Origin of the sequence: Caldimonas mangrovi, from assembly GCF_023721835.1 — a bacterium.
Classification (GTDB): domain Bacteria; phylum Pseudomonadota; class Gammaproteobacteria; order Burkholderiales; family Burkholderiaceae_C; genus Caldimonas; species Caldimonas mangrovi.
Window position 1 is genome coordinate 197,357 of sequence record NZ_JAMKFE010000002.1, and the last position, 23,144, is coordinate 220,500.

Below are 23,144 nucleotides of genomic sequence, written 5' to 3' on the forward strand. Positions count from 1 at the left end.
GGTGCGCGCCTGCATGAACGTCATCTTCGATTTCGGCGGCGTCGTGTTCCGTTGGCGGCCGGCAGTGCTGCTCGCACAATGCCTGCCGGCCCATACTGCCACGCCCGAGGCGCTCGCCCGCCTGGTGGACGGCTTTTTCCAGAACTACGGCGGCGATTGGGGCGAGTTCGACCGCGGCACCATCGAGGCGCCGGCTCTGGCGCAGCGCATTGCGCACCGGCTGAAGCTGCAGGTGCACGAGGTCGCCGCGGTGATCGATGCGATCCCGGCCGAGTTGCAGGCCATCGAGACCAGCGTCGAGTTGATGCGCCGCGTGAAGGCGGCGGGCCACCGGCTGTTCTACCTGTCGAACATGCCGGTGCCGTATGCGGCGCATCTCGAAACCCACCACGCCTTCTTCGAGTGGTTCGACGGCGGGGTGTTCTCGTCGCGCGTCCAGCTGATCAAGCCGGACCCGGCGATCTTCCATCACGCATTGCGGGTGTTTGGCAGCACACCCGACGAGGCGGTTTTTCTGGACGACCACCGGGTGAATGTGGAAACGGCACGCGGCCTCGGCATACGCACCGTGCACTTCGCCGACGCCGCGCAAGCGCAAGGCGAATTGGAAGCGCTGGGCGTGCTGTGATCGCGGCTCAAGCCGCGCGGGCTTCGCGCGGCGTGCCTTGCGCGTGGGTCTTCCAGGCGCGGCGTAGGGCCAGATCCGAGCCGAAGCCGGCCGCTTCGGCCGCCTGCCCGACGCTCGCGCCCTGGGTCAACGCCTGCCGCGCGCGTTCGACGCGGATGCGTTGCAGGTAGGCCAGCGGGGCGATGCCTGCATGCAGGCAGAACAGGCGATGCAGGTGGCGCGGCGTGACATGCGCGGCCTGCGCCATGGTCTCGACGTTCCAATGGGCGGCCGGGTCGGCGCAGACGGCGTCCTGCACCCGGTGCACGGCGGGATGCAGGTGGTGACGGTGGGTGAGCAAGGGCGACAGCTCCGGGTCCTGCGGGCCGCGGCGCAGGTACACCACCATCGTCTGCGCCACGGCGGCAGCGGCGGCATCGCCGGCTTCCGCGGCGATCAGGTGCAAAGCGAGGTCGATGCCCGAAGTGATGCCGGCACTCGAGGCCACGGGGCCGTCCTCGACGAACACCCGGTTGCCCACCACCTCGGCCTCGGGCGCCAACGCCTGCAAGGCGGCGAGCACTTCGTGATGGGTCGTGCACCGCCGGCGCGCCAGCAGGCCGGCATCGGCGGCCAGCAGGGTGCCCGCACACACGGTCACGAGCTTGCAACCCGTGTTCGCATCGGCGAGCACAGGTGCCAGCCAGCGGCTGAGCCAGTCGCGCGCCTGGAGCCAGTGACACGATTGCCGCGCCGCCAGCGTCCCCTGCAGGCCGACCAGCACGCACCACGTGCGACCTTCGACAGTTTGCGGCAGCGGTTCCAGCCCGCCGAGTGTCAGGCCGACGGAACTGCAGGCCTCGGGCGCCGGGCCGGCAAAACGCAGACGAAAGCGAGCCGGCCGGCCGTGGGACTGCAGATGCTGGTTCGCCACGCGGAAGGCTTCGGCCGGCCCGGCGATGTCCAGCAACAGCGAGCCCGGCAGCACGACGAACAGCACGTCGATGCCGGCAGGCTCGGATAAGCGGTTAGTGCGCCCGTTCAAGTGCCTCCCCCACCGTGGCGATCGTCGCGAAGCGGTCCTTCAACACGGTCTCCGTACGCAGCATCAGGTCACGCGGCGACAACAGGCTGCCGTCGGGTTGTGTCATGGCGAAGGTCAGCGTGGCCTCGGTCACGTAGTCGACCTCGAAGCCTTCGTCGCTGGCGTGTCGCGCGGTGGTTTCGCAGCATTGCTCGGTTCGGATGCCGGCGATGATCAGCCGGTCGATGCCGTGCTGCCGCAGCCAGATTGGGAGGCCGGTGCCGACCAGCGCGCTGTGGCGGTGCTTGAGGAATTCGGCTGCAGCGTCGCAAGCCTGCAGGCCTTCGAGCGGACGCACCAGCCCGGATACCCGGGAAAAGGGGTTGTTTGGCGCCTCCGGTCCGTCGGTATGCAGGATGCGCACGACCGGAATGCCGCGCGCCTGGCAGCCGTCGAGCAGCGCGTGCGTGCGCTCGAGCAAGCGCGGCACCTCGGCCTCGCTCCAGTAAGGGCGGTGGCGAAAGGACTCTTGAACGTCGATCAGAATCAGCGCGGTATGCATGACAGGTTCCGTGTGAATGATGACACGGATGCTAGAGGTGCGCAGCCTCCCGGGCGTGACATAAACGGGTCGGTATCGATCACTTTCGGACGAACCTGCATGTCGCCCGTCCCCGGCTTCCAGAGCCATTGCGGCCAGCGGGTATGCTTGCCTTTTTGACGCCACGGATGCCTGCTCATGGATTGCATCGGTTGCGGTGCCCAGAACCCGCCCCACGCCAAGTTCTGCCACGCGTGCGGGGCCGCGATGTCGATCGGACCCGTGCCGTGCCGGGCCTGTGATCAGCCCAACGACCCCGGCGCCCGCTACTGCGTGCATTGCGGCGCGCCCGAGCCGGCCAAGCCGGCTGCGGCGGTGCCGCCGGGGCGGGGGGCCTCACGCCAGGCGGTGGGGATCGGTGCCGGACTGGCGGTGCTGGTGATTGCCGGTGCGGCGACCGCCTGGTGGCTGGCCGGTCGCCAGGCCCTGGAGGACGGCGGCAGCCGCCCCGCGGTGGTTCAGGCGCCTCGCCCGGCCGAGCCGGCGGCGAGCGCTGCCACAGAAGTGCTGCGGCCTGAGTCCGCTGAATCGAAGCGTGCCCCGGTGCAGGAAGAGCCGGTCGAGGCGGCGGCAGCGCCCACGCTGCCTGCACCCGAGCCGGCTCCTACCCCCGCGCCGCCCCGGCTCCGGTCCGAGAAGCCGCCGGCCACCGCACAGCGGCACACGCCGCCGCCCGAGCCGGCTCCGGCGGCGCGCAAGCCGGCGGTCGGCGGCGGCTGGTATGCCGAGTACCTGGCCGCACGAGACGAGTGCCGGCGCAACAGCGGCAACTTCTTCAGCCGTACGACGTGCCTCGAAAAGACCAAATGGAAGTACTGCAACGACGGCCACTGGGGCGAGGTGCCCGAATGCCCGACCGGCAGCACGGACAACCGGCCCTGAGCGGCGGCAAGCGGTCAGCCGGCGCTCAGCCCGGCCAGCGCCTGCAGCGCCGCCTCGCGGGCCTGCGCGACGAGCTGCAGCTTCCAGTCGTCGGCGTCGATGTAGAACGCGTCTCGCAGTTGTTGCTTGATCGCGCCGGACTGCGGCGGGCCCACCTCGGGGTGATGGTCGAGCCAATGCTCTGCACGCAGCGCATTGAGCACGTCGAGCAGCGGGAGCGTGCCGTACTCCAGCGCGATGCCGGTGTAGCGTGCCTGGGGACATTCGTCGAAGACCGACAACCACATCATGCCGGTCAGGAGTGCCGAGCTCGACGAGCCTTCGTAGATCGATGTCACCTCCGGGCCCCACCAGCGACGCGCGCGCGCCAGGTCCTGAGCATCGTTGCGCGACGCGAAGATGCGCTCGCCATGGCCGCGCGGACCCAGGCCGGTGTGCAGGTCGATCCAGGCGAGGTCGCGCGTGTGCAGGTTGTGATCGCGCAGCACGTGGCGCAGCGTCAGGTTGCTCCACGTCGGGTTGCGACCGCTGAAGTACAGGCCTGCCTCGTGCGTGTGCTGGCCCTGCGAGACGGCGGCCTGAAAGGCCGCGACGCCGTGCTGCGCGATGTAGGCCTGCAATGCCTGCTCGTCCTCCGTGGAGGGCGGCCAGGCGGCCGGCAGCAGCAGCGGGTGGACGTCGGCATAGGCGTCGTTGGCCGGCAGCGGCTTCGAGAAGTCGTGGAAGTTGCGGTTCAGGTCGACGTTCTCGTGGGTGACGCGCCGCAGCCACGAGAAGCCGTAGGGATTGAGCGCGTGCAGATAGAGCACCGCAACGCCGCTGTCGTGCACTGCGTGGTGCCACGCAGTGTCGCGCAGCAGCGCGATCTGGATGCCGGAGCCTGCGTAGCCTTCAACGCCGTGGCAGGCGCTGCTGAGGATCAGCACCCGTTCGGCGTCGCGCGGTCCTTCCCGGCAGACATCGAGCGCGAGTGTTTCGCCGTCGCGTCCGAGCATCGGGTGCACGTGGTGCTCGACGTCCAGGCCCGCGTCTTCGCAGGACCCCAGGAACTTCTGCCGCGCCTCGGCATAGCTGCCGGCGAAACCGTCAACGTCCGTCTTCATGACCACCTCAACGCACCGTGTTGAGCCAGCGTTCGGCCATGCGCACCCACAAGGTGGCACCCAGTGGGATCAGGTCGTCGTTGAAGTCGTAGCTGGGGTTGTGCAGCATGCAGGGCCCCAGCCCGTGGCCGCCTTCGCGGTGCGAGCCATCGCCGTTGCCGATCAGGAAGTAGGCGCCCGGTTTCTCGAGCAGGAAGTAGCTGAAGTCCTCGGCGCCCATCGTCGGTTCGAACTCGAGCACGTTCTCGGCGCCGACCACGTCGGCCATCACGCTGCGGGCGAACTCGGTCTCTGCCGGGTGGTTGATCGTCGGCGGGTAGTTGCGACTGAACTCGAACACGCACTCGCAATCGAAGGCGGCTGCCGTGTGTTCTGCGATTGCCTTCATGCGCTGCTCGATCAGGTCCAGCACGTCGAGCGTGAAGGTACGCACGGTGCCCTGGATTTCGCAGCTGTCCGGCACGACGTTGGTCGCTTCGCCGGTGTGGATCATCGTCACCGAGATCACCCCGGCGTCGATCGGGCGCTTGTTGCGCGTGATGATGGTCTGGAAGGCCTGCACCATCTGGCAGGCCACCGGCACCGGGTCGGTGCCGAGGTGCGGCATCGCCGCATGCGCGCCCTTGCCGCGGATCCTGATGTGGAACTCGTTGCTCGATGCGAAGCACGGCCCGTTCTTGATCGCGAACTGGCCCACCTGCATGCCCGGCCAGTTGTGCATGCCGAACATCGCCTCCATCGGGAAGCGCTCGAACAGGCCGTCGCGAATCATTTCGCGCGCGCCGCCGCCGCCTTCTTCTGCCGGCTGGAACACCAGGTACACCGTGCCGTCGAAGTTGCGGTGCCGGGCCAGGTGCTTCGCCGCCGCGAGCAGCATCGCTGTGTGGCCGTCGTGGCCGCAAGCGTGCATCTTCCCGGGGTGCTGGCTGGCATGCGGGAACTGGTTGTGCTCGGTGATCGGCAGCGCATCGATGTCGGCGCGCAGGCCGATGGCGCGGTTCGATGTGCCGTTCTTGACGATGCCGACGACGCCGGTCTTGCCCAGGCCGCGATGGATCGGGATGCCCCACTCGGTAAGAGCCTGCGCAATCAGGTCGGAGGTACGGACTTCCTCGAAGCACAGTTCGGGATGAGCGTGGATGCTGCGCCGCATCTGTGCGACGGTGGCGGCATCGGCCAGGATCGATTCGATCAACTGCATGGCGGAACTCCGACGGGCGCCAGCGGAGCCTGCGACCGCCAGCGCACAACAAGAAGAGGGACGGCGCCGCCGGGCGTGGCCGGGGGCCATTTCAGTGTAGCCCGGCAACCCGGACCCTGTGCGGCCGTGGGCATCAACGCCGCACCCCGCCGTCTGCGGTCAGCATCGACAGTTCGACGAAGCTGGAAGCCGTGTGCTTGCGGGGACCAAAGACGACATTGAAGCCGCCGAACGAGGTGTTGATCGACTCAAGGCCGGCGATGAGGCCGTCCGGCGTCGGCTTGGACGCTCGTTTCAGGCCTTCGACCAGCACTTTGGCAGCGATGTAGCCCTCGATGCTGGAGTAGTTCGGCTGCGCGTTGCCGCCAGCCGCCTTGAGGGCGTCGAGGTATTCGCGGCAGATCGCTATCGCCGGGCTGTAGGGGTAGGGCATGACTTGGCTGATCATCACACCCTGGCCTTCACGGCCCAGTTCATCGGCCAGTGCCTGGGTGCCGACAAAAGACACGTTGAAGAAGGTGCCGCCGAAGCCGGCCTTGCGGGCTTCGCGGATGAACGCGGCGCAACTCTTGTAGGCGCTGATCTGCACGACCGCCTGCGGTCGCGCCGCCACGATGGACTTCACCGCGGCCGCGACGTCCACCGAATTGCGCTGCACCGTGCCGAGCGCGGCGGGCTTCAGGCCGCGCGATTCCAGCGCGCGCTGCACGCCGGTCAGGCCGGCCATGCCGTAGCTGTCGTCCTGGTAGAAGACAGCGATGCGGTTCAAGCCGAGCGAGGTGAGGTTCTTGACCACCAGTGCCGTTTCGTCGAAGTAGGACGCACGCACGTGGAACACGTAGCGGCTGAACGGGTCGCGCAGTGCTTCGGCGCCGGTGAACGGTCCGATGAAAGGCGTGCGCGCCTCGTTGACCAGCGGCAACGCCGCCATGCAGGTGGGCGTGCCGACGTAGCCGAACAAGGCAAACACGCCGTCGCGCAGGAATCTCTCGGTGTTCGCCTTGCAGCGCTCGGGCTCGTAGCCGTCGTCGAGCGTGCGCAGCTCGATCTGGCGCCCGCCGATGCCGCCCGACGCGTTGACCTGGTCGAGCAGCACGCGTGCCCCCCGGTTCATCTGTATGCCCAGCTGCGCGGCAGGGCCGGTGAAGGCAGCGGACTGCCCGAGCACGATGCGCTCGGCCTGCGCCTGTGCAGGCAGCGCGAGCGAGGCGGCAGCGGAGCCGAAAAGCCGAAGTGTCCGGCGGCGGGACAGGGAGGTCGAAGGCATGGCAAAGTCCGGTCATCGGGGCAAATCGCGCCCGCAGATCGCACACGACGTGTGCCGGTCGAAACACTTCACAGGTTAAGCAATGCCGATGCCACCGGAAACCCCGCTGAAGGGGGAATGCGCGATACCGCACGAATCTTCGAAGTTCGTGCGTGCGGCCTGCCCGCACGACTGCCCCGACACCTGTGCGATGCGCGTCACGGTCGAAGGCGGCCGCGCCGTGAAGGTGCAAGGCGACCCGGAGCACCCGCCGACGCATGGAGCGCTGTGCCGGAAGGTCTCGTGTTATCCCGAGCGCACCTACCACCCGGAACGCGTGCTGCACCCCTTGAAGCGGATCGGCCCGAAGGGCAGCGGCCACTTCGTGCAGGTCGGCTGGGACGAAGCCTTGCGGGATATCGCCGATCGCCTGCAGGCGATCGCGGCGCGCGACCCCGAAGCCATCGTTCCTTACAGCTATGCCGGCACGATGGGCCTGGTGCAAGGTGAAAGCATCGCGGCACGCTTTTTCCATGCGCTCGGCGCCTCGCGGCTGGACCGCACGATCTGTGCCAGTGCCGGCAGCGAGGCGCTCGCGGCCACTTATGGCGGCAAGGTCGGCATGCACCTGGAGCATTTCGCCGAAAGCCGGCTGATCGTGATCTGGGGCAGCAACTCGATCGCGTCGAACCTGCATTTCTGGAGCTTTGCGCAACAGGCCAAGCGCAACGGCGCCCGGCTCGTCTGCATCGACCCGCGCCGCACCGAGACGGCCGACAAGTGCCACCAGCACCTGCAGGTGTTACCCGGCACCGACGGAGCGTTGGCGTTGGGCCTGATGCACGAGCTGATCGCCCAGGACCGGCTCGACCACGACTACATCGAGCGGTACACCGATGGCTGGCCGGCGCTGCGCGAGAAGGCCCTGGCGTGGACGCCGGAGCGCACCGCGCAGGTGTGCGGCATCACGGCCGACGAGGTGCGGCAGCTGGCGCACGACTATGCGACGCTGGCGCCGGCGGCGATCCGGCTCAACTACGGCATGCAGCGCGTGAAGGGGGGCGGCAATGCCGTGCGTCTGATCGCCGTGCTGCCGTGCCTGGTCGGCGCCTGGCGGCACCGTGCCGGTGGGCTGCTGCTGTCCAGTTCGGGCTGGTTCCCGGTCGACAAGGCAGCGCTGCAGCGGCCCGACCTGCTGGGCGCGCGCAATCCACGAACGGTCAACATGAGCACGATCGGCGCCGACCTGCTGCGCGAGGCGGCGCCCGAGTTCGGCCCGAAGATCGAAGCGCTGGTGGTCTACAACAGCAACCCGGTGGCGGTGGCGCCGCAATCGCCGCAGGTGGTGCAGGGATTCCGGCGCGAAGACCTGTTCACCGTGGTGCTGGAACATTTCATGACCGACACCGCAGACGTGGCGGACTACGTGCTGCCGGCGACCACGCAGCTCGAACACCTGGACGTGCATGCGAGCTATGGGCACACCTATGCACTGATCAACGAGCCGGCCGTCGCGCCGCTGGGCGAAGCGAAGCCGAACACGCAGGTGTTCCGTGAACTGGCCGCCCGCATGCGGCTGGAGGACCCATGTCTGCAAGAAAGCGACGAGACCGTCGCCGCGCAGGCCTTCGGCTCGCACATCGCGCTGGACGAATTGCGCGCGCGCGGCTGGATGAAGCTGGCGCTGCCCGACGCGCCGTTCGCCGATGGCGGCTTCCCGACGCCCTCGGGCCGCTGCATCATTGCCTCGGCCGCGGTCGAAGCGCCCGACTTCGTGCCCAACCACGAAAGCCGGGCGACGTCACCGGCGCTGGCTGCGCGCTACCCACTGGCGATGATTTCGCCGCCGGCGCGCAACTTTCTCAACTCGAGCTTCGTCAACGTGCGCAGCCTGCGCGACATCGAAGGCGAGCCGCTGCTCGAGATCCACCCGCAGGATGCCGTGCCGCGCGGCATCGAAGACGGGGGCACCGTGCGTGTCTTCAACGACCGCGGCGAATACTGGTGCATCGCTCGCGTCAGCGAACGCGCCCGCCCCGGGGTCGTCAACGGGCTCGGTATCTGGTGGCGCAAGCTCGGGCAGCGGGGCACCAACGTCAACGAACTGACGCATCAGCGGCTCACCGACATCGGACGCGGGCCGTGCTTCTACGACGTGCTGGTCGAGGTGCAGGCGGGCTGAGGTTTTTTGCGTGCTGCACCGCGCGTCTCTCTTAGACTGCCGGCACGAAAGGTGATCAGCAACATGCAAGCACGTCGACGGCTGGCTTTCGCTGCGGTGCTCGCGGCGTCGGCCCTGGCAGGGTTCGGGCTCGCGGGCTGCGGCTCGGTCGGGTACCTGGCGCAGTCGGTGCGGGGGCATTTCTCGCTGCTCAACGACGCGCGGCCGGTGCCGCAGTGGATCGACGCCGCCGAGACGCCCGACAAGTTGCGCGAGCGGCTCGTGCTGAGCCAGCGCATTCGCGACTACGCGGTGAGCGAACTGAAGCTGCCAGACAACGGCAGCTACCGCCGCTATGCCGATCTGCACCGCCCGGCGGCGGTCTGGAACATCGTGGCCGCGCCGGAGCTGTCGCTGGAACTGAAGACCTGGTGTTTCCCGGTGGTCGGCTGTGTCGGCTACCGCGGCTATTTCGACAAGGCGAAGGCCGACGAACTGGCCGAGGCGTTGCGCGCCGAAGGCTACGAAGTCGCGGTCTACGGCGTGCCCGCCTATTCAACGCTCGGCTGGTTCGACGACCCGCTGCTCAACACCTTCATCCACTACCCCGAGGGCGAGCTGGCGCGGCTGATCTTTCACGAGCTGGCGCACCAGGTGGCGTATGCCAAGGGCGACACGACGTTCAACGAATCCTTCGCGACCGCGGTGGAGCGTCTTGGCGGGTGGCGTTGGCTCGGCACACACGCCAGCGCGCAGGCGCGCGAGGAGTACGTCCGCTTCGACGCGCGGCGCCAGGAGTTTCGCGCGCTGACGCTGGGCTACCGTGCCCGGTTGCAGACGCTGTACCGCAGCCGCGTCGCGCCCGACGAGATGCGCCGGCGCAAGGCCGAGCTGTTCGGGCAGCTGCGCGCCGACTACGAGACGATGAAACGCGAGCGCTGGAACGGCTATGCCGGCTACGACGGGTGGTTCACGCGGGCGAACAATGCCTCGCTCGGCGTGCTGGCGGCCTACAACGAACTGGTGCCCGGCTTCGAGCGCCTGTTCGCAGCCGAAGGCCGCGACTTCGCTCGGTTCTATGATGCCGTGAAGCGCCTGGCGGAGCTGCCCAAGGAAGAACGACGCCGCGCGCTGCAGCCGCCTCAGTCAGCAGCAGGAGCCAAGATGGAACACACAGGGTCGGTGGCGGAGACGTCGCAGCAGTCGTCGGAGGCGAAGCCATGAGCGACATCCTGATCCGCCGCAAACACCAGCTGGGCCTGGCACGCGCCCGCGAGATCGCGTGGAAGTGGGCCGAGGACGCCGAAGAGCAGTTCGAGATGGAGTGCACCGTCGAGGAGGGTGACGACTGCGACGTCGTGCACTTCGAACGCTCCGGCGTCAAGGGCACGTTGCAGGTCGAGGCCGATCACTTCGAACTGACCGCGCGGCTGGGCCTGTTGCTCGGCGCCTTCAAGCAGAAGATCCAGGCCGAGATCGAAAACAACCTCGACACCCTGCTGGCCGAGGAAGCCACTCGCGCCGCCAAGGGCGCCGCCCCCGCGAAGAAAGCCGCCACCAAGAAGGCCACAGCAAAGAAGGCGCCGGGCAAGACCCCCAAATAACGCATCTGCCAGTCAGAAGGGCTTCAAAAGAGCCTCGCCATGAAACAACCGCCCGCGCGCGCAGGGCCCGGCACCAGTCGGCCCCAGCCGACTGACGCTGCGGATCCGGCTCCGCCGGTCCGCCAGCGTCGCCCCCTTGGGGGGCGGCCGCAGGCCGTAGGGGGGCCTATTTCAGCGACTCGATGAGGTCGACGTATTCCTGCATCGCCTCGTCGGAGGACTGGCCCTTCAGCGCGTTCCAGGCGTCCCACTTGGCGCGGCCGACCATGTCGGTGAAGCCCGGGCGCGAGCCCTCGACATCGCCGCTGGAGGCCTGCTTGTACAACGCGTAGATCTTCAGCAGGGTCATGTTGTCCGGCTTCTCCGGCAGGGTCTTCGATTCGGCAACGGCTTGCTCGAAGCGGGCTTTCAAGTCGCTCATGGGATCCTCGTTGGTGGAAACGTCGATTGACGGTGCGCATCCTAGACCGCATCTTGCAACAAGAATAGAGGAGGGGCTCCATGCCCAAAGCCGTGGAGCGCATGTCGCGGGTGGATACCGCCTGGCTGCGCATGGACAGCGAGTCCAACCTGATGATGATCGTCGGCGTGTGGATGCTCACGCCGCAGGTGCCCTACGAGGCCCTGTGCCGGCGTGTCGAGGAGCGGCTGCTCAAGTACGCACGCTTTCGCCAGAAGGTGGTCGAGGACCCGGTGGGCGCGGCGTGGGTGCGCGACGACGACTTCGACCTGCACCGTCACGTGGTGCGCGAGACCGTCGAGCGCCGCCGCGGCCAGAGCGCGCAGCAGGCCTTGCAGGAGCGCATCGCCGAGCTGACGGTGCAGCCGTTCGATCGGGCGCACCCGCTGTGGCAGCTGCACCTGGTCGAGGACCTGGACGGCGGCAGCGCGCTGATTGCGCGCATCCATCACTGCATCGCTGACGGCATCGCGCTGATCTCGGTGATGCTGTCGATCACCGACGGCGGCGTGTCGCCGCCGGTCAAGGCGCGCCGGCTCGATGACGAACGCGACTGGCTGTCCGACGCGGTGCTCAAGCCCCTGACCGGGATGACCGTGAAGGCCATCGGCATGTATGGCGACGGCGTCGTGAAGTCGATGGAACTGCTGTCCAGCCCGGGACAGCCGCTGCTCGGCTCGCTCGACCTGGCGCGTACCGGCTACCAGGTGGTCACCGACGCGGCAGCGCTCGCGCTGATGCCCGACGACTCGCCGACGCGGCTGAAGGGCAAGCCGGGCCGGGGCAAGCGCGTCGCGTGGTGCGAGCCGGTGCCGCTCGACGAGGTCAAAGCGGTCGGCAAGGCCTTGGATTGTTCGATCAACGACGTGCTGTTGGCCTGCGTCGCCGGGGCCATCGGCAGCTACCTGAAGGCGCACGGCGACGACCCCGCAGGCAAGGAGATCCGCGCGATGGTACCGGTGAACCTGCGGCCGATCGAGAAGGCCCACCAGCTCGGCAACCGCTTCGGCCTGGTGCCGCTGGTGCTGCCGATCGGCATCGAGAACCCGGTCGAGCGTGTCCACGCGGTGCGGCGGCGCATGGCAGAGCTGAAGGGCAGCTACCAGCCGCTGCTGGCGTTCGCGCTGCTCTCGGTGGCCGGTCTGCTGATCAAGCCGGTGCAGGCCGCGCTGCTGAACCTGTTCGCCAAGAAGGCCACCGCGGTGATGACCAACGTGCCCGGTCCGCGCCAGCCGCTGAGCTTCTGCGGCTCGACGCTGAAGCAGGTGATGTTCTGGGTGCCGCAGTCGGGCGACATCGGCATGGGCGTCAGCATCCTGTCGTACGGCGGCGGTGTGCAGTTCGGCCTGATCACCGACCGCAAGCTGTGCCCGCAGCCGCAGCAGATCATCGACCGTTTCGGCGAAGAGTTCGAAAAGCTGTTGCTGCTGACCCTGATGCTGCCCTGGGACTGACGCGCAGCGCCGGTCAGAACAACTCGACCTCGCCGACTGCGCTTTCCTGCTCGCAGGCGTGTCCCTGCGTCACCAGGTCGGCATGGCTGCAGACGCGGTTGCGGCCGGTCTGCTTGGCGTGGTAGACGGCCTTGTCGGCCCGGCCGAAAGCCGTGCTGGGGGTGTCGCCCGGCAGCACCTGCGCGAAGCCGATGCTGACCGTCACCCTGCCGACCTGCGGGAACGGATGATGGGCCATGCGCTCGCGCACGCGCTCGAGCGCGCGGCTGGCGTCGGCCTCGCTGTCGCAGCGCAGCAGCACGACGAACTCTTCGCCGCCGAAGCGGTAGAGCCGGTCGTGGTGACGGAACATTTCACGCAGCATGCGCGCGACGAGCAGCAGCACCTCGTCGCCGATCAGGTGGCCGAAGCGGTCGTTGACCGATTTGAAGTGGTCGATGTCGAACACCGCGATCCAGCACCCGGTGGCGCCCGGCGCCGCCGATGCCGTGCCCGGCAGGGCATGCGCCGTCTTGAAGAAGGCATCGTCGAAGGTCTTGCGGTTCAACAGGCCGGTCAGCGTGTCGCGCTCGCTTTCGTCGAGCACGTTCCAGAAGTTCTGGAACACGCGCAGGATGCTGGCGACCGTCTGCATCTCGTGCGGCTCCAGGGGGCGGTGCGACTGAATCTCAAGCACGGCGACCGGCCCGCCGGTCGAACCCAGGGGGAACAGCGTCATGTCCAGTCCGACGCCGCTCGATGCGGCGTCAAAGCTCCGCACGGTTGCGGTTTCCAGGCATGTCTGATGTGCGGGCAGCGCGTGCAGCGGCGACAACTCGTCGTCAAGGGTGGCTCGTTCGGCCGGCCGGCCGAACGTTACCAACCGGCCCAGCCGCGCGCTGACCGACCATCGGCTCGACGTTTGGTGCAGGCCGACGACGCGGTGAATCGCGATCGCCGTCGGTTGCAGCAGCTCCGCCAGTGAGTGGACGAGCGCGCTATCCAGCGCGTCCAGGTCTCGGTGGATCGTCAATGCGGCAAGCGATTCGACAGGATCGGACATACCGTGTGGAGTCGGCGGACGCCAAGGGAGCGTCCGAGCAGGGCCACTGCCAGGATTGACAGATGCGCAGGATATCGGCGTGCACGATGCCTGCTTTAGATCCGCGGCGTGCGAACGTCACATGTTCCCCCTGAAATGAGGGGCGAGCAGTTGGAGCGAGAAATACTGCACAGCGGGCTGGCGGCGTGAGAGTGCCTTGCGGTCAAGGATCTCTCCCGACTGCCGAAGATGTTCACGAGTCTCTTGAAAGCTGGCTGGCGACGCTGTGGCCCCCGGGCAAGGTTTGCGCGTGGGCGGAAGAGTGTATGAGGCAGCGGGTGCCAGCCAAGAACCAGAACGGCCGAGTATGGACACCACTACAGATGCCGGGCCGCCACCGCCGCGCGCTCAGGCCTTGCTCATCGTCGACGACGAGCCCCACGTGTTGAGCGCGCTGCGGCGCGCCTTGCGCGGCACCGGCTGCACCATACATACCGCGCCGGGCGGACAGCAGGCGTTGCAGATCCTCGCTGAGCATCCGATCGACCTGATCATCTCGGACATGCGCATGCCCGGCATGTCCGGCGCTGAACTGCTGCGCGGCGCACGGGAGCGTGCGCCCGAGACCATCCGCATCCTCCTGACCGGCTACGCCGACCTGCGCTCGACGATGGAGGCGGTCAACGACGGCGAGATCTTCCGCTTCCTGACCAAGCCCTGGGAGGACCCGATCCTGCTGGAGGCGGTGCAGGAAGGGCTGCAACGCCGCGTCCTGGAACAGGAACGCGACGAGCTTCGTGCGCTGACCCAACAGCAGAACGCGGAACTGAAGCGCCTGAACGGCGGGCTGGAGCAGCTGGTCGCCGAACGCACAGGCGAGCTGCAAAGAACGCTGGGCGATCTGGAAGCGGCCACCGATCGGCTGAAATCCGACTTCACCAGCACCGTGAAGCTGCTGTCCAGTCTGGTGGCGTCGCGCTCCGGCATCGCGGCCGGCTGCCCGCGCGCGGTGGCGCGCTACGTGCGCGAAGTGGCGCCGGAGCTAGGCATCGCCGGCGAGCAGATCGCCGACCTGACCTTTGCCGCGCTGCTGCAGGATGTGGGCAAGCTGGGCCTGCCGGACGAATTGCTGCGGGTACCGTTCGCCGCGCTCAACCGCGACCAGCGTGCACGCCTGCGCCGCCACCCGGTGGCCGGCGAAGCATGCCTGATGGCGCTGCCGTCGCTGGCGCCGGCCGGTGCAATCCTGCGTCACCTGTACGAGAACTTCGACGGTAGCGGCAAACCCGACAGCCTGGCCGGCGATGCGATTCCGCTCGCGTCGCGTCTGTTGCGGGTGCTCACTGACTATGAGCACTACCGCAGCGGCGCGATCGAACTGGCGCAACTGCCCGAGGAACACGCCTTCCAGCGCCTGCGCCAAGGCCGCGCCGGCGTTTACGACCCGCGCTGCGTGGATGCCTTTCTGAAGAGCCGGCGTCAGGCGGTGGCCGTGCCGCGCCAGAGCAAGCTGCTGTCGAGCGACCGGCTGGAGCCGGGCATGGAAGTCGGGCAGGACCTGATGTCGAAAGCCGGGACGCTGCTGTTGTCGCAAGGGCACGTGCTCGATGCCGCACTGATCCGGCAGATCCAGCGTTACGAACACTTCTCCGGCGAATTTCTATGGATCAAGGTGCTGACCGACGCGGTGGCACCGGCCGCATCCTGACACTCACCCATGAACTACACCTCGAACATCGACCCCATCGCGCTGCAGGGCGAAGACCGCGAAGAGCTGCTGGGACGGCTGCAGCAGGCGCAGCGCCAACTTCTGCAGTCCGAGAAGATGGCGGCGATCGGCCAGCTTGCCGCCGGCGTCGCCCACGAGATCAACAACCCGATGGGCTACGTGTTCTCCAACATCAACTCGCTGGCGACCTACGTCAACGATCTGCTGCGGCTGATCCGTGCCTACGAAGCCAGTGGGCACGAGTCGAGCGAAGTGACTGCGCTCAAGCGCGAGATCGATGTCGAGTTTCTAGCCGAGGACATCGTCTCGCTGATCGCCGAGTCGCAGGACGGCATAGACCGTGTCAAGCAGATCATTCGTTCGCTGAAGGATCTGTCGCGCATCGAGGAGGCCGACGACTTCCAGCCCGCCGACCTGCACCAGTGCATCGAGAGCACGCTCAACGTGGTCAACAACGAGATCAAGTACAAGGCCACTGTTGAGCGCCGCTTCGCCGAGATTCCGCTGGTCGAATGCCTGCCCACACAGATCGGCCAGGTGCTGATGAACCTGTTCGTCAATGCGGCGCACGCCATCTCAGAGCAGGGTGTCATCGAGATCTGCACCGCAGCAGTGAACGATGGTGTGCTGATCGAGGTGAAGGACAACGGCGCAGGCATCTCGCCGGACTTCAAGGACCGCATCTTCGAGCCCTTCTTCACGACCAAGCCGGTCGGCAAGGGGACCGGGCTGGGCCTGTCGATTTCGTACAACATCGTCAAGAACCACGGCGGGTGGATCAAGGCCGACAGCGAACTGGGCCGGGGCACCTGCTTCAGCGTCTGGCTGCCTGCACGCCGCAGCGGCACGGTCGATCGCGGGGCGGCGCAGGCCGCGACCTGAACGGCATGCCGGGGGACCGAGCGCGATGAAACCGCCCGGCGTAATGCGCAGCCTACGCTTGTCCGCGCCCGCGCTCCACCACGTGGTGAAGCTGTGGGTGCTGTGTTGCCTTGCGCTGGCCGGCATGCTGCTCGGACACGCCTTGCTGGGCAGCCTCCCCGCCGACTTTGCCGGCGGTCTCGTGCTGGGCACGGTCTGTTCGCAAGTCGGCGTGGTGCTCGCCTGTATGGGCCTGCTGGGCCGAAGCGCAGGGCGCCAAGGCGTGTCCCGGGCGGCGGGTGTGCTGCTCGCGCTCTTCTGCGTGGTGTGGGCTGTGAGCGCGAACGACGGTGTTCCATCCTGGTATGCCAGCCCGATGCCGGCGTTGGCGCTGCTCGCGGCTGCACTGGTTTCGCCTGCGGCGAAAGGCCGCTTCCGGCTCGCGTCGGGCTGGGCATGGGCTGCGCTGCTTCTGGCGTCGATCGCGAGCGCCGATGCGCTGGTCACCCGGCCGGACAACTGGTCGCTGCTCGACAGCCGACTCGTCGTTGCGACGCTGGCGCTATGTGCCGTTTGGACGTACGGCGGCCCTGCGGGGCGTGCTGATCACCCGCTCGACCCTGCAGCAGCAGCGCTGGCGATCGTCGGCAGCGCGCTGGTGCTGTTGAACGGCGGCCTGCTGATTTCGTTCGCGGCGGCGCTCGCGCTGCAATTGTCACAGGACGCTAGACGCCGAGAGCGCGAGCTGGTCGCCAAGGAACGGCGCAGCGAGGAGGCGCGGCAGCATCTTGAAGAAGTGCAGCGCCAGATGCTGGCGGCCGTCGAATCGATGAGCGAAGGCTTTCTGCTGCTCGGTGCACGTGGGCGCATCCTGTTCGTCAATGCGCAGGCAGCCGAGCTGACGGGGCGGGAAGCGCAGGCGTTGATCGGGCGGGCCGCGTCGCGATGCTTCACGCGGCCATCTTGCCCCGAGGTGCATGCGCTGTGCGTGCAGGCGCTGCGAACCGGACAAGCCTCGGAATGCGAATTCGTTATCCCGGGCACCGGGCGGTGGCTGCATCTGCGCCTGCACCCGCGCGGCGACACGGTGGCCGTGTGCGTCAGCGACATCACAGACCGGCGGGTGGCCGAACAGGGCCTGCGCTCTGCGCTGGAAGAGAACCGCCTGATGCTCGACAACTCGCTGGATGCCATCTGCATCCTCGACAGTGCGGGGCGCTTCGTGCGCGCCAACCCCGCAGTGCGCACGATGTGGGGCCATGCCGCCGATGAGCTCGTGGGCGTCTCCTATCTCGATCTCGTCGCGCCCGAAGACGTGCTGAAGACGATGATGGCGATGAGCGAGGTGATGGCAGGTCACCCGACGCGCGACTTCGAGAACCGCATTCTTGCGAAGGACGGCCGCGTGGTCAGCACCATGTGGTCGGCGTACTGGTCGGCGACATTGAACAAGGTGTTCTGCGTCGCGCGCGACCTCAGCTCGCGCCGCATGAAGGATCAGCTGGCTGCCGACCAGCACCGGATCCTGTCGCGTGTCGCCGCCGGCATGTCGCTGCACAACGTGCTCGACGAGGTGGTTCAGATGCTCGAGGCGCAGGTGCCCGGCATGCGGGGCGCGATCGGCGTGCGGGACCGGCGCGATGGCGGCTTCGCGATGTTGGCTGCGCCACGGCTGGCTCCCGAGTTCGCCCGCTCGGTCATGACGGCGGCGGCCGATGGCCACGGCGCCATCTGGGCGCAGGCGATGGACGCCAAGGCGCCTGTCTTTACCGAGGACATGCGGCAGGACCCGCTGTGGAGTTCCCGGCAGGGCTTGGTCGACACGACCGATCTGCGTGCGTGCTGGTGTGCCCCGGTCATGGGGCAGGACGACGAGGCGCTGGGCGCGCTGATGCTGTGGCATCCGCAGCCGCGCTGCCCGGACGTGCAGCAGACCGATCTGGTGGCGATCGGAGCGCAGCTTGCCGGCGTGGCGATTCAGCATTGGGCGCACAAGCAAGCGCTCAGCGAGAGCGAGCAGCGCTTTCGCTCGCTGTTCGAGCACAACCCCGCAGCGGTGTTCGCTCTCGACATTGCCGGCGGTATCGTCGAGATGAACGGAAGCAGTTCCGCGCTGCTCGGCTACAGCCGCGATAAATTGATCGGTGCCCCGTTCGGCATGGTGGTGCCTGGCTGGACGCGCGATGCCAAGGCAGAAAGCACGCCGATCGATGCGCGACCGGCCTCCAGCGCGCGCGAGGTGCTGGCCTGTCACAGCAGCGGGGCGGTGCGCGAGCTGTCGGTTACGGTGGTACCGACCTTCGTGGGAGAGCGTGTGGTGGGCTACTACGCGGTTGCCTACGACGTGACCGGCGCGAAGCAGAACCTGCGGCGGCTGCGGTTGCATGCGCAGGTGATCGCCGGAACGCACGACGCGATCGCCCTGCTCGATCTCAACGGCCGGGTTGTCGACTGGAACAAGGGTGCCAGCCGCCTGTTTGGCGTGGCGCCCGAGCGCGCGGTCGGCCGCTCGCTGTGCGCGGGGGTCAGCCGTGACGACCGTCGCCTGCTGGCGGCGACGATCCACGACGTCGCGCGAGACCACGCGCAGGGCCGCGAAATCGAGCTGACGACGGTGGCACCCGATCGCGCGCTGCGCCATGTGGTGCTGACGCTGTCCTATCTCGGTGAGCTCGACGACGTCGATCCTCTGATCGTGGTGTACGGTCTGGACATCACGCAGCGCAAGGCAGCCGAGAACGCGATCCGCGAAAGCGATGCGTTCTTCCGCCTGTCGAGTGAGATGTTCTGCACCGCCGATCGCGATGGCCGCTTGCGCCAGGTCAACCAGGCGTTCATCGCGACGCTCGGACACGACGAACGGACGCTGCTGTCGTCCCCGTTCCATGATTTCGTCCATCCGGACGACTTCGACGCCACGGCGAGTGCGTTCGACGGCCTGCGCCGGGAAGGCACGTTGCGCGCCTTCGCGAATCGGCTGCGCCACCGAGACGGAGGCTACCGCTGGATCGAGTGGGCCGGCAGCACCGATGCGAGCGGCACCGTGTACGCCGTGGCGCGCGACGTGACCGAGCGGCGCGCCGCCGAAGCCGCATTCCAGCGCCTGCTGCTGGACCTGAAGAGCACCAACCGCGAGCTGGAGGACTTCGCCTTTGTCGCATCGCACGACTTGCAGGAGCCTCTGCGCAAGGTGCTGGCCTTCTCCGACCGCCTTCGTGTGCGACACCGTGAGGCGTTGACCGGTGACGGCCTCGACTATCTCGATCGACTCGACAATGCCGCGCGCAGGATGCAGCGCCTGATCACCGACCTGCTTGCCTACTCGCGCGTGTCGACGCGGCAGCGCAGCTTCGAACGCATCGACCTCGCCCGCGTGGTGCAGGCGGTGCTGTCGGACCTCGAAAGCGGCATCGAGCGCAGCGGCGCCCGCATTGACGTCGGTGCGCTGGGCGAGCTCGACGGCGATGCCGGCCAGCTGGAACATCTGTTGCTGAACCTGCTCAGCAATGCGATCAAGTTCACCCGCACTGGTGAGCCGCCGATCATCCGCGTGTACTGCCGGCGTCTGCTCACTGCGCCACCAGGCGGCGTGCAGGCGGTGCCGCATCTCGCGCTGCACGTCGAGGACGAGGGCATCGGCTTCGAGCAGCAGTATGCCGAGCGCATTTTCATGCCGTTCCAGCGGCTGCACGGCCGCGACCGCTACGAGGGCACCGGCATCGGCCTCGCGATCGTGCGCAAGATTGCGGAACGCCACCGGGCGCAGCTCGAAGTGACGTCGGCGCCAGGGCAGGGCACGCGCTTCGTGTTGACCTTCCCGGTGGCGCAGCCGGCCGACACCGCGCTGCCGGCTCCTGCGACAGAGCGTGGCGTGCTCGCGCTGCCGACGCCATGATCATCGCCCGACGCCGCCCGCTGGTGCTGATCGCCGACGACGACGCGGACGACCGCGACATGATGCGCGAGGCCTTCACCGATGCGTTCGTCCCCTGCGCACTCGACTTCGTCGAGGACGGTGAGGTGCTGATGGCCTACCTGGACGGCTGCCGCCGCACCGAACGATCGCCCATGCCGGACCTGCTGGTGCTCGACCTCAACATGCCGTTGCTCGATGGCCGTGCCGCGTTGCAGCGCATCCGGACCGATCTGCTGCTGCGCAACCTGCCCGTGGTGGTCTGCTCGACCTCTTCGTCGGAGGCCGACCGGGTCGGTGCGTACCGGGACGGCGCCAACGCGTTCTTCACCAAGCCCGTCACGCTGCTGGAGTTCGATCGACTCGTGCGCCATTTGGCCGAGCGCTGGCTCGGCTTGTACATGCCTGAAAGTTCCATGCCATGACCCTGCCCATCGACGTGCTCGTCATCGAAGACGACAGCGAGGACTACCTGCTGTTCAAGGATATGGTCGACGAACTGCGGCCCCGAAGCTACCGCCTCAGCCGCGCCGAGAGCTTCGAGGAGGGCCTCGAGCGCATGCGCATGGGAGGCTTCGGTCTCTACGTGGTTGACTACTACCTCGGTGCGGGGACCGCGCAGGACTTCCTGGCAGCCGCCACCGCGAGCGGCGTGCGCCAGCCGATCGTCGTGCTGACCGGCCGCAGCGACGATGCGATCGACGCACAGATGGTCGCTGCCGGTGCGGCCGACTACCTCGTCAAGGGCGAGCTGAGCGCCGACACCATCGCGCGCAGCTTCCGGCACGCGCTCGCGCGCCATCAGATGCTTGACGCACTGTTGACGGCACAGCGCCAGGTGGCGCGGCGGGAGCGCACCCTGTGGACGGTGCTCGAGGACACGATCGATGCGCTGATCGTGCTCGATGCTGGCGCGCGCCCGGTGTATGAGAACGGCCAAGCCAAGCGGCTGCGACAGTTGGCGCCGCTGGATTGGCCGGTACTCGTCGCCGAACTGCTGACGGGCCATTCGCAACCCGCTGAACGCGAACTGCGCACGCTGCACGGCGGAGCGCGCGCACTCGAGCTGCGCTCATCGCCGACCGAGTGGGATGGCATGCCGGCGACCATGGTGATGATTCGCGACGTCACCGCACGAAAGGCGGCCGAGCGGGGGCTGCATATCAGCCATCGCGTGATCGAGTCGAGCGTCAACGGCATCGTGATCACCGATGCCTCCAGCGAGGACATGCCGATCACCTACGCGAACGCTGCGTTCGAGCGGATGACCGGCTACTCGCGCGACGAGGTGATCGGTCGCAACTGCCGGTTCCTGCAGGGCGAAGAGCACGACCAGGCCGGCATCGGCCAATTGCGGGATGCGCTGCGCGCACGGCGCGAGACCGTCGTGGTGTTGCGCAACTACCGCAAGGACGGCACGCCCTTCTACAACGAGATTCACATCGGGCTGGTGCGCGACCCCGACGGCGAAGTCACTCATTTCGTCGGCGTTCAGCTCGACGTGACCGAGCGCATGCGCTACCAGGCCGAGGCGGCGTTCCGGGCGACGCACGACCCGCTGACCGGTTTGCCCAACCGCGTGCTGCTGCAGGACCGGCTGAAGCAGGCACTGGCGCTCTCGCGGCGGCATGCGGCGGTGATCGCCGTGCTGTTCATCGACCTCGACCACTTCAAGACCGTCAACGATTCGCTCGGACACGAGGCGGGTGACCGCGTGCTGCAGGAAACCGCCCGCCGCGTCTCCGCCAGCCTGCGCGAAGGCGATACCGTCTGCCGCAGCGGCGGCGACGAATTCATCGTGATGCTGCCTGACCTGACGCAGGAGTCCGACGCTGTCAGTGTCGCCAGCCGCATCCTCAATGCGGTCGACGAGCCATTCGAGCACGAGGGCCGGCCGCTGTTCCTCGGCTGCAGCATCGGCGTGACGATCGCGCCGCGGGAAGTCGTCGAGCCATCGCTGCTGCTGCAGCAGGCCGACATCGCGATGCATTCCGCCAAGAAGGCCGGCCGCAACGGGTACTGTCTCTATAGCGACGATCTCGATCGCTCCGCAAGCGAGCGGCTGGACTTGCGCAATCGCCTGCGTCAGGCAATTGCCGGCAACGAGTTCGAGTTGCATTTCCAGCCGCAGTTCGAGATCGGCAGCGGGCGCATGTGCGGCGTCGAGGCGCTGCTGCGTTGGAACGATCCGCAACTGGGGCAGATCGGGCCTTCGCATTTTGTGCCGTTGGCCGAGGACACCGGCCAGATCGTACAGATCGGCACCTGGGTGATACACGAGGCGTGCCGGCACGCAGCAGGCTGGGTCGCGCGAGGCCTGATCGACTGTCCGATTGCCGTGAACATCTCCGGTGTGCAGTTCCAGCGGCAGAACTTCGCGGAGCTGGTCGCGGCTGCATTGGATCAGTCCGGCCTGAAGCCGCAGTTGCTGGAGCTGGAGTTGACCGAATCGGTGATGATGGCGCCCAGCGGGCGCGCCGGCGAGACCATCCGGAGGTTGCGTCAACTCGGCGTGCGGCTGTCGATCGACGATTTCGGCACCGGGTTTTCCAGCCTCAGCTACTTGAAGAGGCTGCCGGTCGACAAGGTCAAGATTGATCGTTCGTTCATCAGCGACATCACGCACGACAGCGGCGATTCGTCCATCGTGCTGAGCATCATCGCGATTGCGCATCACCTGAAGCTGCGGGTGATCGCCGAGGGAGTCGAGAGCGAAGCGCAGCTGAGCTACCTGCGCCGGCAGTTGTGTGACGAGGCCCAGGGCTACCACTTGAGCCGTCCGCTGCCCGCCGACGAGTTCGAGCGTTTCCTCAGCACACCGCGCAGTCCCGCGGTGCAATCGCTGTGCACGCCGGCCGAAGGCGAGTGCCGCACGTTGCTGCTGGTCGACGACGAGGCCAACGTCCTGCGAGCCCTGAGTCGCGCATTGCGGCGCGACGGCTACCGGCTTCTGACGGCATCGGGCGCCGAAGAGGCCTTCGACGTGCTGGCGCGCAACGACGTGCAGGTGATCGTCTCCGACCAGCGCATGCCGGGCATGACGGGGACTCAGTTCCTGGGGCAGGTGAAGGATCTGTACCCGCACACGGTGCGCATGATCCTCAGCGGCTACACCGACCTGCAGACCGTGACGGATGCGATCAACCGCGGCGCGATCTACCGCTTCCTGACCAAGCCGTGGGAGGACGAGGCACTGCGTGCCCATGTGCGCGAGGCTTTCCTGCATGGCGAGCGCCACCGTCAGGGAGCCTCGGTCTGACCGTGCGTCACCTGAGCG

At 67.6% G+C, this 23,144-nt stretch carries 18 protein-coding genes; 11 read left to right on the plus strand and 7 right to left on the minus strand.

Annotated features, from left to right (window positions below; genetic code table 11):
* Window positions 1-13 precede the first annotated feature (13 nt).
* Window positions 14-628, plus strand: coding sequence for an HAD family hydrolase (locus tag M8A51_RS03500; protein ID WP_251776738.1), 615 nt, complete (start codon window positions 14-16; stop codon window positions 626-628).
* A gap of 7 nt (window positions 629-635) precedes the next feature.
* Here M8A51_RS03500 and M8A51_RS03505 read toward each other — a convergent pair whose 3' ends face one another.
* Window positions 636-1,652, minus strand: coding sequence for a GlxA family transcriptional regulator (locus M8A51_RS03505; protein ID WP_251776739.1), 1,017 nt, complete (start codon window positions 1,650-1,652; stop codon window positions 636-638).
* Window positions 1,636-2,193, minus strand: a complete 558-nt coding sequence (locus M8A51_RS03510) for a cysteine hydrolase family protein (protein ID WP_251777034.1) — start codon at window positions 2,191-2,193, stop codon at window positions 1,636-1,638. Before M8A51_RS03510 ends, M8A51_RS03505 begins: the two co-directional genes overlap by 17 nt.
* 177 nt (window positions 2,194-2,370) lie before the next feature.
* Between M8A51_RS03510 and M8A51_RS03515 the strand changes: the two genes are divergently transcribed.
* Window positions 2,371-3,114: a zinc ribbon domain-containing protein gene (locus tag M8A51_RS03515; protein WP_251776740.1), complete on the plus strand. Its 744-nt coding sequence runs from the start codon at window positions 2,371-2,373 to the stop codon at window positions 3,112-3,114.
* Window positions 3,115-3,128: 14 nt separating this feature from the next.
* On the opposite strand, the gene M8A51_RS03520 is transcribed toward M8A51_RS03515, so the two are convergent.
* From M8A51_RS03520 to M8A51_RS03530, 3 genes are all read right to left on the minus strand, one after another.
* Entirely contained in the window at window positions 3,129-4,217 is a 1,089-nt protein-coding gene (locus M8A51_RS03520; RefSeq protein WP_251776741.1) for a M14 family metallopeptidase, read from the minus strand.
* Between the two features lie 7 nt (window positions 4,218-4,224).
* Window positions 4,225-5,418, minus strand: a complete 1,194-nt coding sequence (locus tag M8A51_RS03525) for a M20 aminoacylase family protein (RefSeq protein WP_251776742.1) — start codon at window positions 5,416-5,418, stop codon at window positions 4,225-4,227.
* Window positions 5,419-5,551: 133 nt separating this feature from the next.
* Window positions 5,552-6,685 carry an ABC transporter substrate-binding protein gene (locus tag M8A51_RS03530; RefSeq protein WP_251776743.1) on the minus strand — a complete coding sequence of 378 codons (1,134 nt, stop codon included), beginning with the start codon at window positions 6,683-6,685 and terminating at the stop codon, window positions 5,552-5,554.
* A gap of 88 nt (window positions 6,686-6,773) precedes the next feature.
* Here M8A51_RS03530 and M8A51_RS03535 point away from each other — a divergent pair, with 88 nt between their 5' ends.
* The 3 genes from M8A51_RS03535 (at window position 6,774) to M8A51_RS03545 (ending at window position 10,429) form a co-directional block, all read left to right on the plus strand.
* A complete protein-coding gene (locus M8A51_RS03535; protein WP_251776744.1) occupies window positions 6,774-8,846 on the plus strand; it encodes a molybdopterin-containing oxidoreductase family protein in 2,073 nt (690 codons plus the stop codon).
* A gap of 63 nt (window positions 8,847-8,909) precedes the next feature.
* Window positions 8,910-10,049 carry an aminopeptidase gene (locus M8A51_RS03540; RefSeq protein WP_251776745.1) on the plus strand — a complete coding sequence of 380 codons (1,140 nt, stop codon included), beginning with the start codon at window positions 8,910-8,912 and terminating at the stop codon, window positions 10,047-10,049.
* Complete coding sequence (locus tag M8A51_RS03545; RefSeq protein ID WP_251776746.1) at window positions 10,046-10,429, plus strand: polyhydroxyalkanoic acid system family protein; 384 nt, start codon at window positions 10,046-10,048, stop codon at window positions 10,427-10,429. Before M8A51_RS03540 ends, M8A51_RS03545 begins: the two co-directional genes overlap by 4 nt.
* A 166-nt stretch (window positions 10,430-10,595) precedes the next feature.
* Here the strand turns inward: M8A51_RS03545 and M8A51_RS03550 are convergent, their stop codons facing one another.
* Window positions 10,596-10,850: an acyl-CoA-binding protein gene (locus tag M8A51_RS03550; protein WP_251776747.1), complete on the minus strand. Its 255-nt coding sequence runs from the start codon at window positions 10,848-10,850 to the stop codon at window positions 10,596-10,598.
* Between the two features lie 80 nt (window positions 10,851-10,930).
* Between M8A51_RS03550 and M8A51_RS03555 the strand changes: the two genes are divergently transcribed.
* Entirely contained in the window at window positions 10,931-12,343 is a 1,413-nt protein-coding gene (locus M8A51_RS03555) for a wax ester/triacylglycerol synthase family O-acyltransferase (RefSeq protein ID WP_251776748.1), read from the plus strand.
* Window positions 12,344-12,356: 13 nt separating this feature from the next.
* Here the strand turns inward: M8A51_RS03555 and M8A51_RS03560 are convergent, their stop codons facing one another.
* On the minus strand, window positions 12,357-13,385 hold the full coding sequence (locus M8A51_RS03560) for a GGDEF domain-containing protein (RefSeq protein WP_251776749.1): 1,029 nt from the start codon (window positions 13,383-13,385) through the stop codon (window positions 12,357-12,359).
* Between the two features lie 346 nt (window positions 13,386-13,731).
* Here M8A51_RS03560 and M8A51_RS03565 point away from each other — a divergent pair, with 346 nt between their 5' ends.
* From M8A51_RS03565 to M8A51_RS03585, 5 genes are read left to right on the plus strand one after another with little or no spacing between them, the layout of a single operon-like run.
* Complete coding sequence (locus tag M8A51_RS03565; protein WP_251776750.1) at window positions 13,732-15,072, plus strand: HD domain-containing phosphohydrolase; 1,341 nt, start codon at window positions 13,732-13,734, stop codon at window positions 15,070-15,072.
* 9 nt (window positions 15,073-15,081) lie between these two features.
* A complete protein-coding gene (locus tag M8A51_RS03570) occupies window positions 15,082-15,975 on the plus strand; it encodes an ATP-binding protein (protein ID WP_251776751.1) in 894 nt (297 codons plus the stop codon).
* A gap of 58 nt (window positions 15,976-16,033) precedes the next feature.
* Entirely contained in the window at window positions 16,034-19,849 is a 3,816-nt protein-coding gene (locus tag M8A51_RS03575) for a PAS domain S-box protein (RefSeq protein WP_251776752.1), read from the plus strand.
* Window positions 19,846-20,292 (plus strand): response regulator, encoded by a 447-nt coding sequence (locus M8A51_RS03580; RefSeq protein ID WP_251776753.1) that lies wholly within the window; start codon window positions 19,846-19,848, stop codon window positions 20,290-20,292. Before M8A51_RS03575 ends, M8A51_RS03580 begins: the two co-directional genes overlap by 4 nt.
* Complete coding sequence (locus tag M8A51_RS03585; RefSeq protein ID WP_251776754.1) at window positions 20,289-23,126, plus strand: EAL domain-containing protein; 2,838 nt, start codon at window positions 20,289-20,291, stop codon at window positions 23,124-23,126. Before M8A51_RS03580 ends, M8A51_RS03585 begins: the two co-directional genes overlap by 4 nt.
* Window positions 23,127-23,144: the final 18 nt, after the last annotated feature.

Coding starts and splice junctions, on each gene's coding strand:
- M8A51_RS03500 (WP_251776738.1), top strand. CDS start 14: ATGAACGTCATCTTCGATTTCGGCGGCGTCGTGTTCCGTTGGCGGCCG.
- M8A51_RS03510 (WP_251777034.1), bottom strand. CDS start 2,193: ATGCATACCGCGCTGATTCTGATCGACGTTCAAGAGTCCTTTCGCCAC.
- M8A51_RS03515 (WP_251776740.1), top strand. CDS start 2,371: ATGGATTGCATCGGTTGCGGTGCCCAGAACCCGCCCCACGCCAAGTTC.
- M8A51_RS03520 (WP_251776741.1), bottom strand. CDS start 4,217: ATGAAGACGGACGTTGACGGTTTCGCCGGCAGCTATGCCGAGGCGCGG.
- M8A51_RS03525 (WP_251776742.1), bottom strand. CDS start 5,418: ATGCAGTTGATCGAATCGATCCTGGCCGATGCCGCCACCGTCGCACAG.
- M8A51_RS03530 (WP_251776743.1), bottom strand. CDS start 6,685: ATGCCTTCGACCTCCCTGTCCCGCCGCCGGACACTTCGGCTTTTCGGC.
- M8A51_RS03535 (WP_251776744.1), top strand. CDS start 6,774: ATGCCACCGGAAACCCCGCTGAAGGGGGAATGCGCGATACCGCACGAA.
- M8A51_RS03540 (WP_251776745.1), top strand. CDS start 8,910: ATGCAAGCACGTCGACGGCTGGCTTTCGCTGCGGTGCTCGCGGCGTCG.
- M8A51_RS03545 (WP_251776746.1), top strand. CDS start 10,046: ATGAGCGACATCCTGATCCGCCGCAAACACCAGCTGGGCCTGGCACGC.
- M8A51_RS03550 (WP_251776747.1), bottom strand. CDS start 10,850: ATGAGCGACTTGAAAGCCCGCTTCGAGCAAGCCGTTGCCGAATCGAAG.
- M8A51_RS03555 (WP_251776748.1), top strand. CDS start 10,931: ATGCCCAAAGCCGTGGAGCGCATGTCGCGGGTGGATACCGCCTGGCTG.
- M8A51_RS03560 (WP_251776749.1), bottom strand. CDS start 13,385: ATGTCCGATCCTGTCGAATCGCTTGCCGCATTGACGATCCACCGAGAC.
- M8A51_RS03565 (WP_251776750.1), top strand. CDS start 13,732: ATGGACACCACTACAGATGCCGGGCCGCCACCGCCGCGCGCTCAGGCC.
- M8A51_RS03570 (WP_251776751.1), top strand. CDS start 15,082: ATGAACTACACCTCGAACATCGACCCCATCGCGCTGCAGGGCGAAGAC.
- M8A51_RS03580 (WP_251776753.1), top strand. CDS start 19,846: ATGATCATCGCCCGACGCCGCCCGCTGGTGCTGATCGCCGACGACGAC.
- M8A51_RS03585 (WP_251776754.1), top strand. CDS start 20,289: ATGACCCTGCCCATCGACGTGCTCGTCATCGAAGACGACAGCGAGGAC.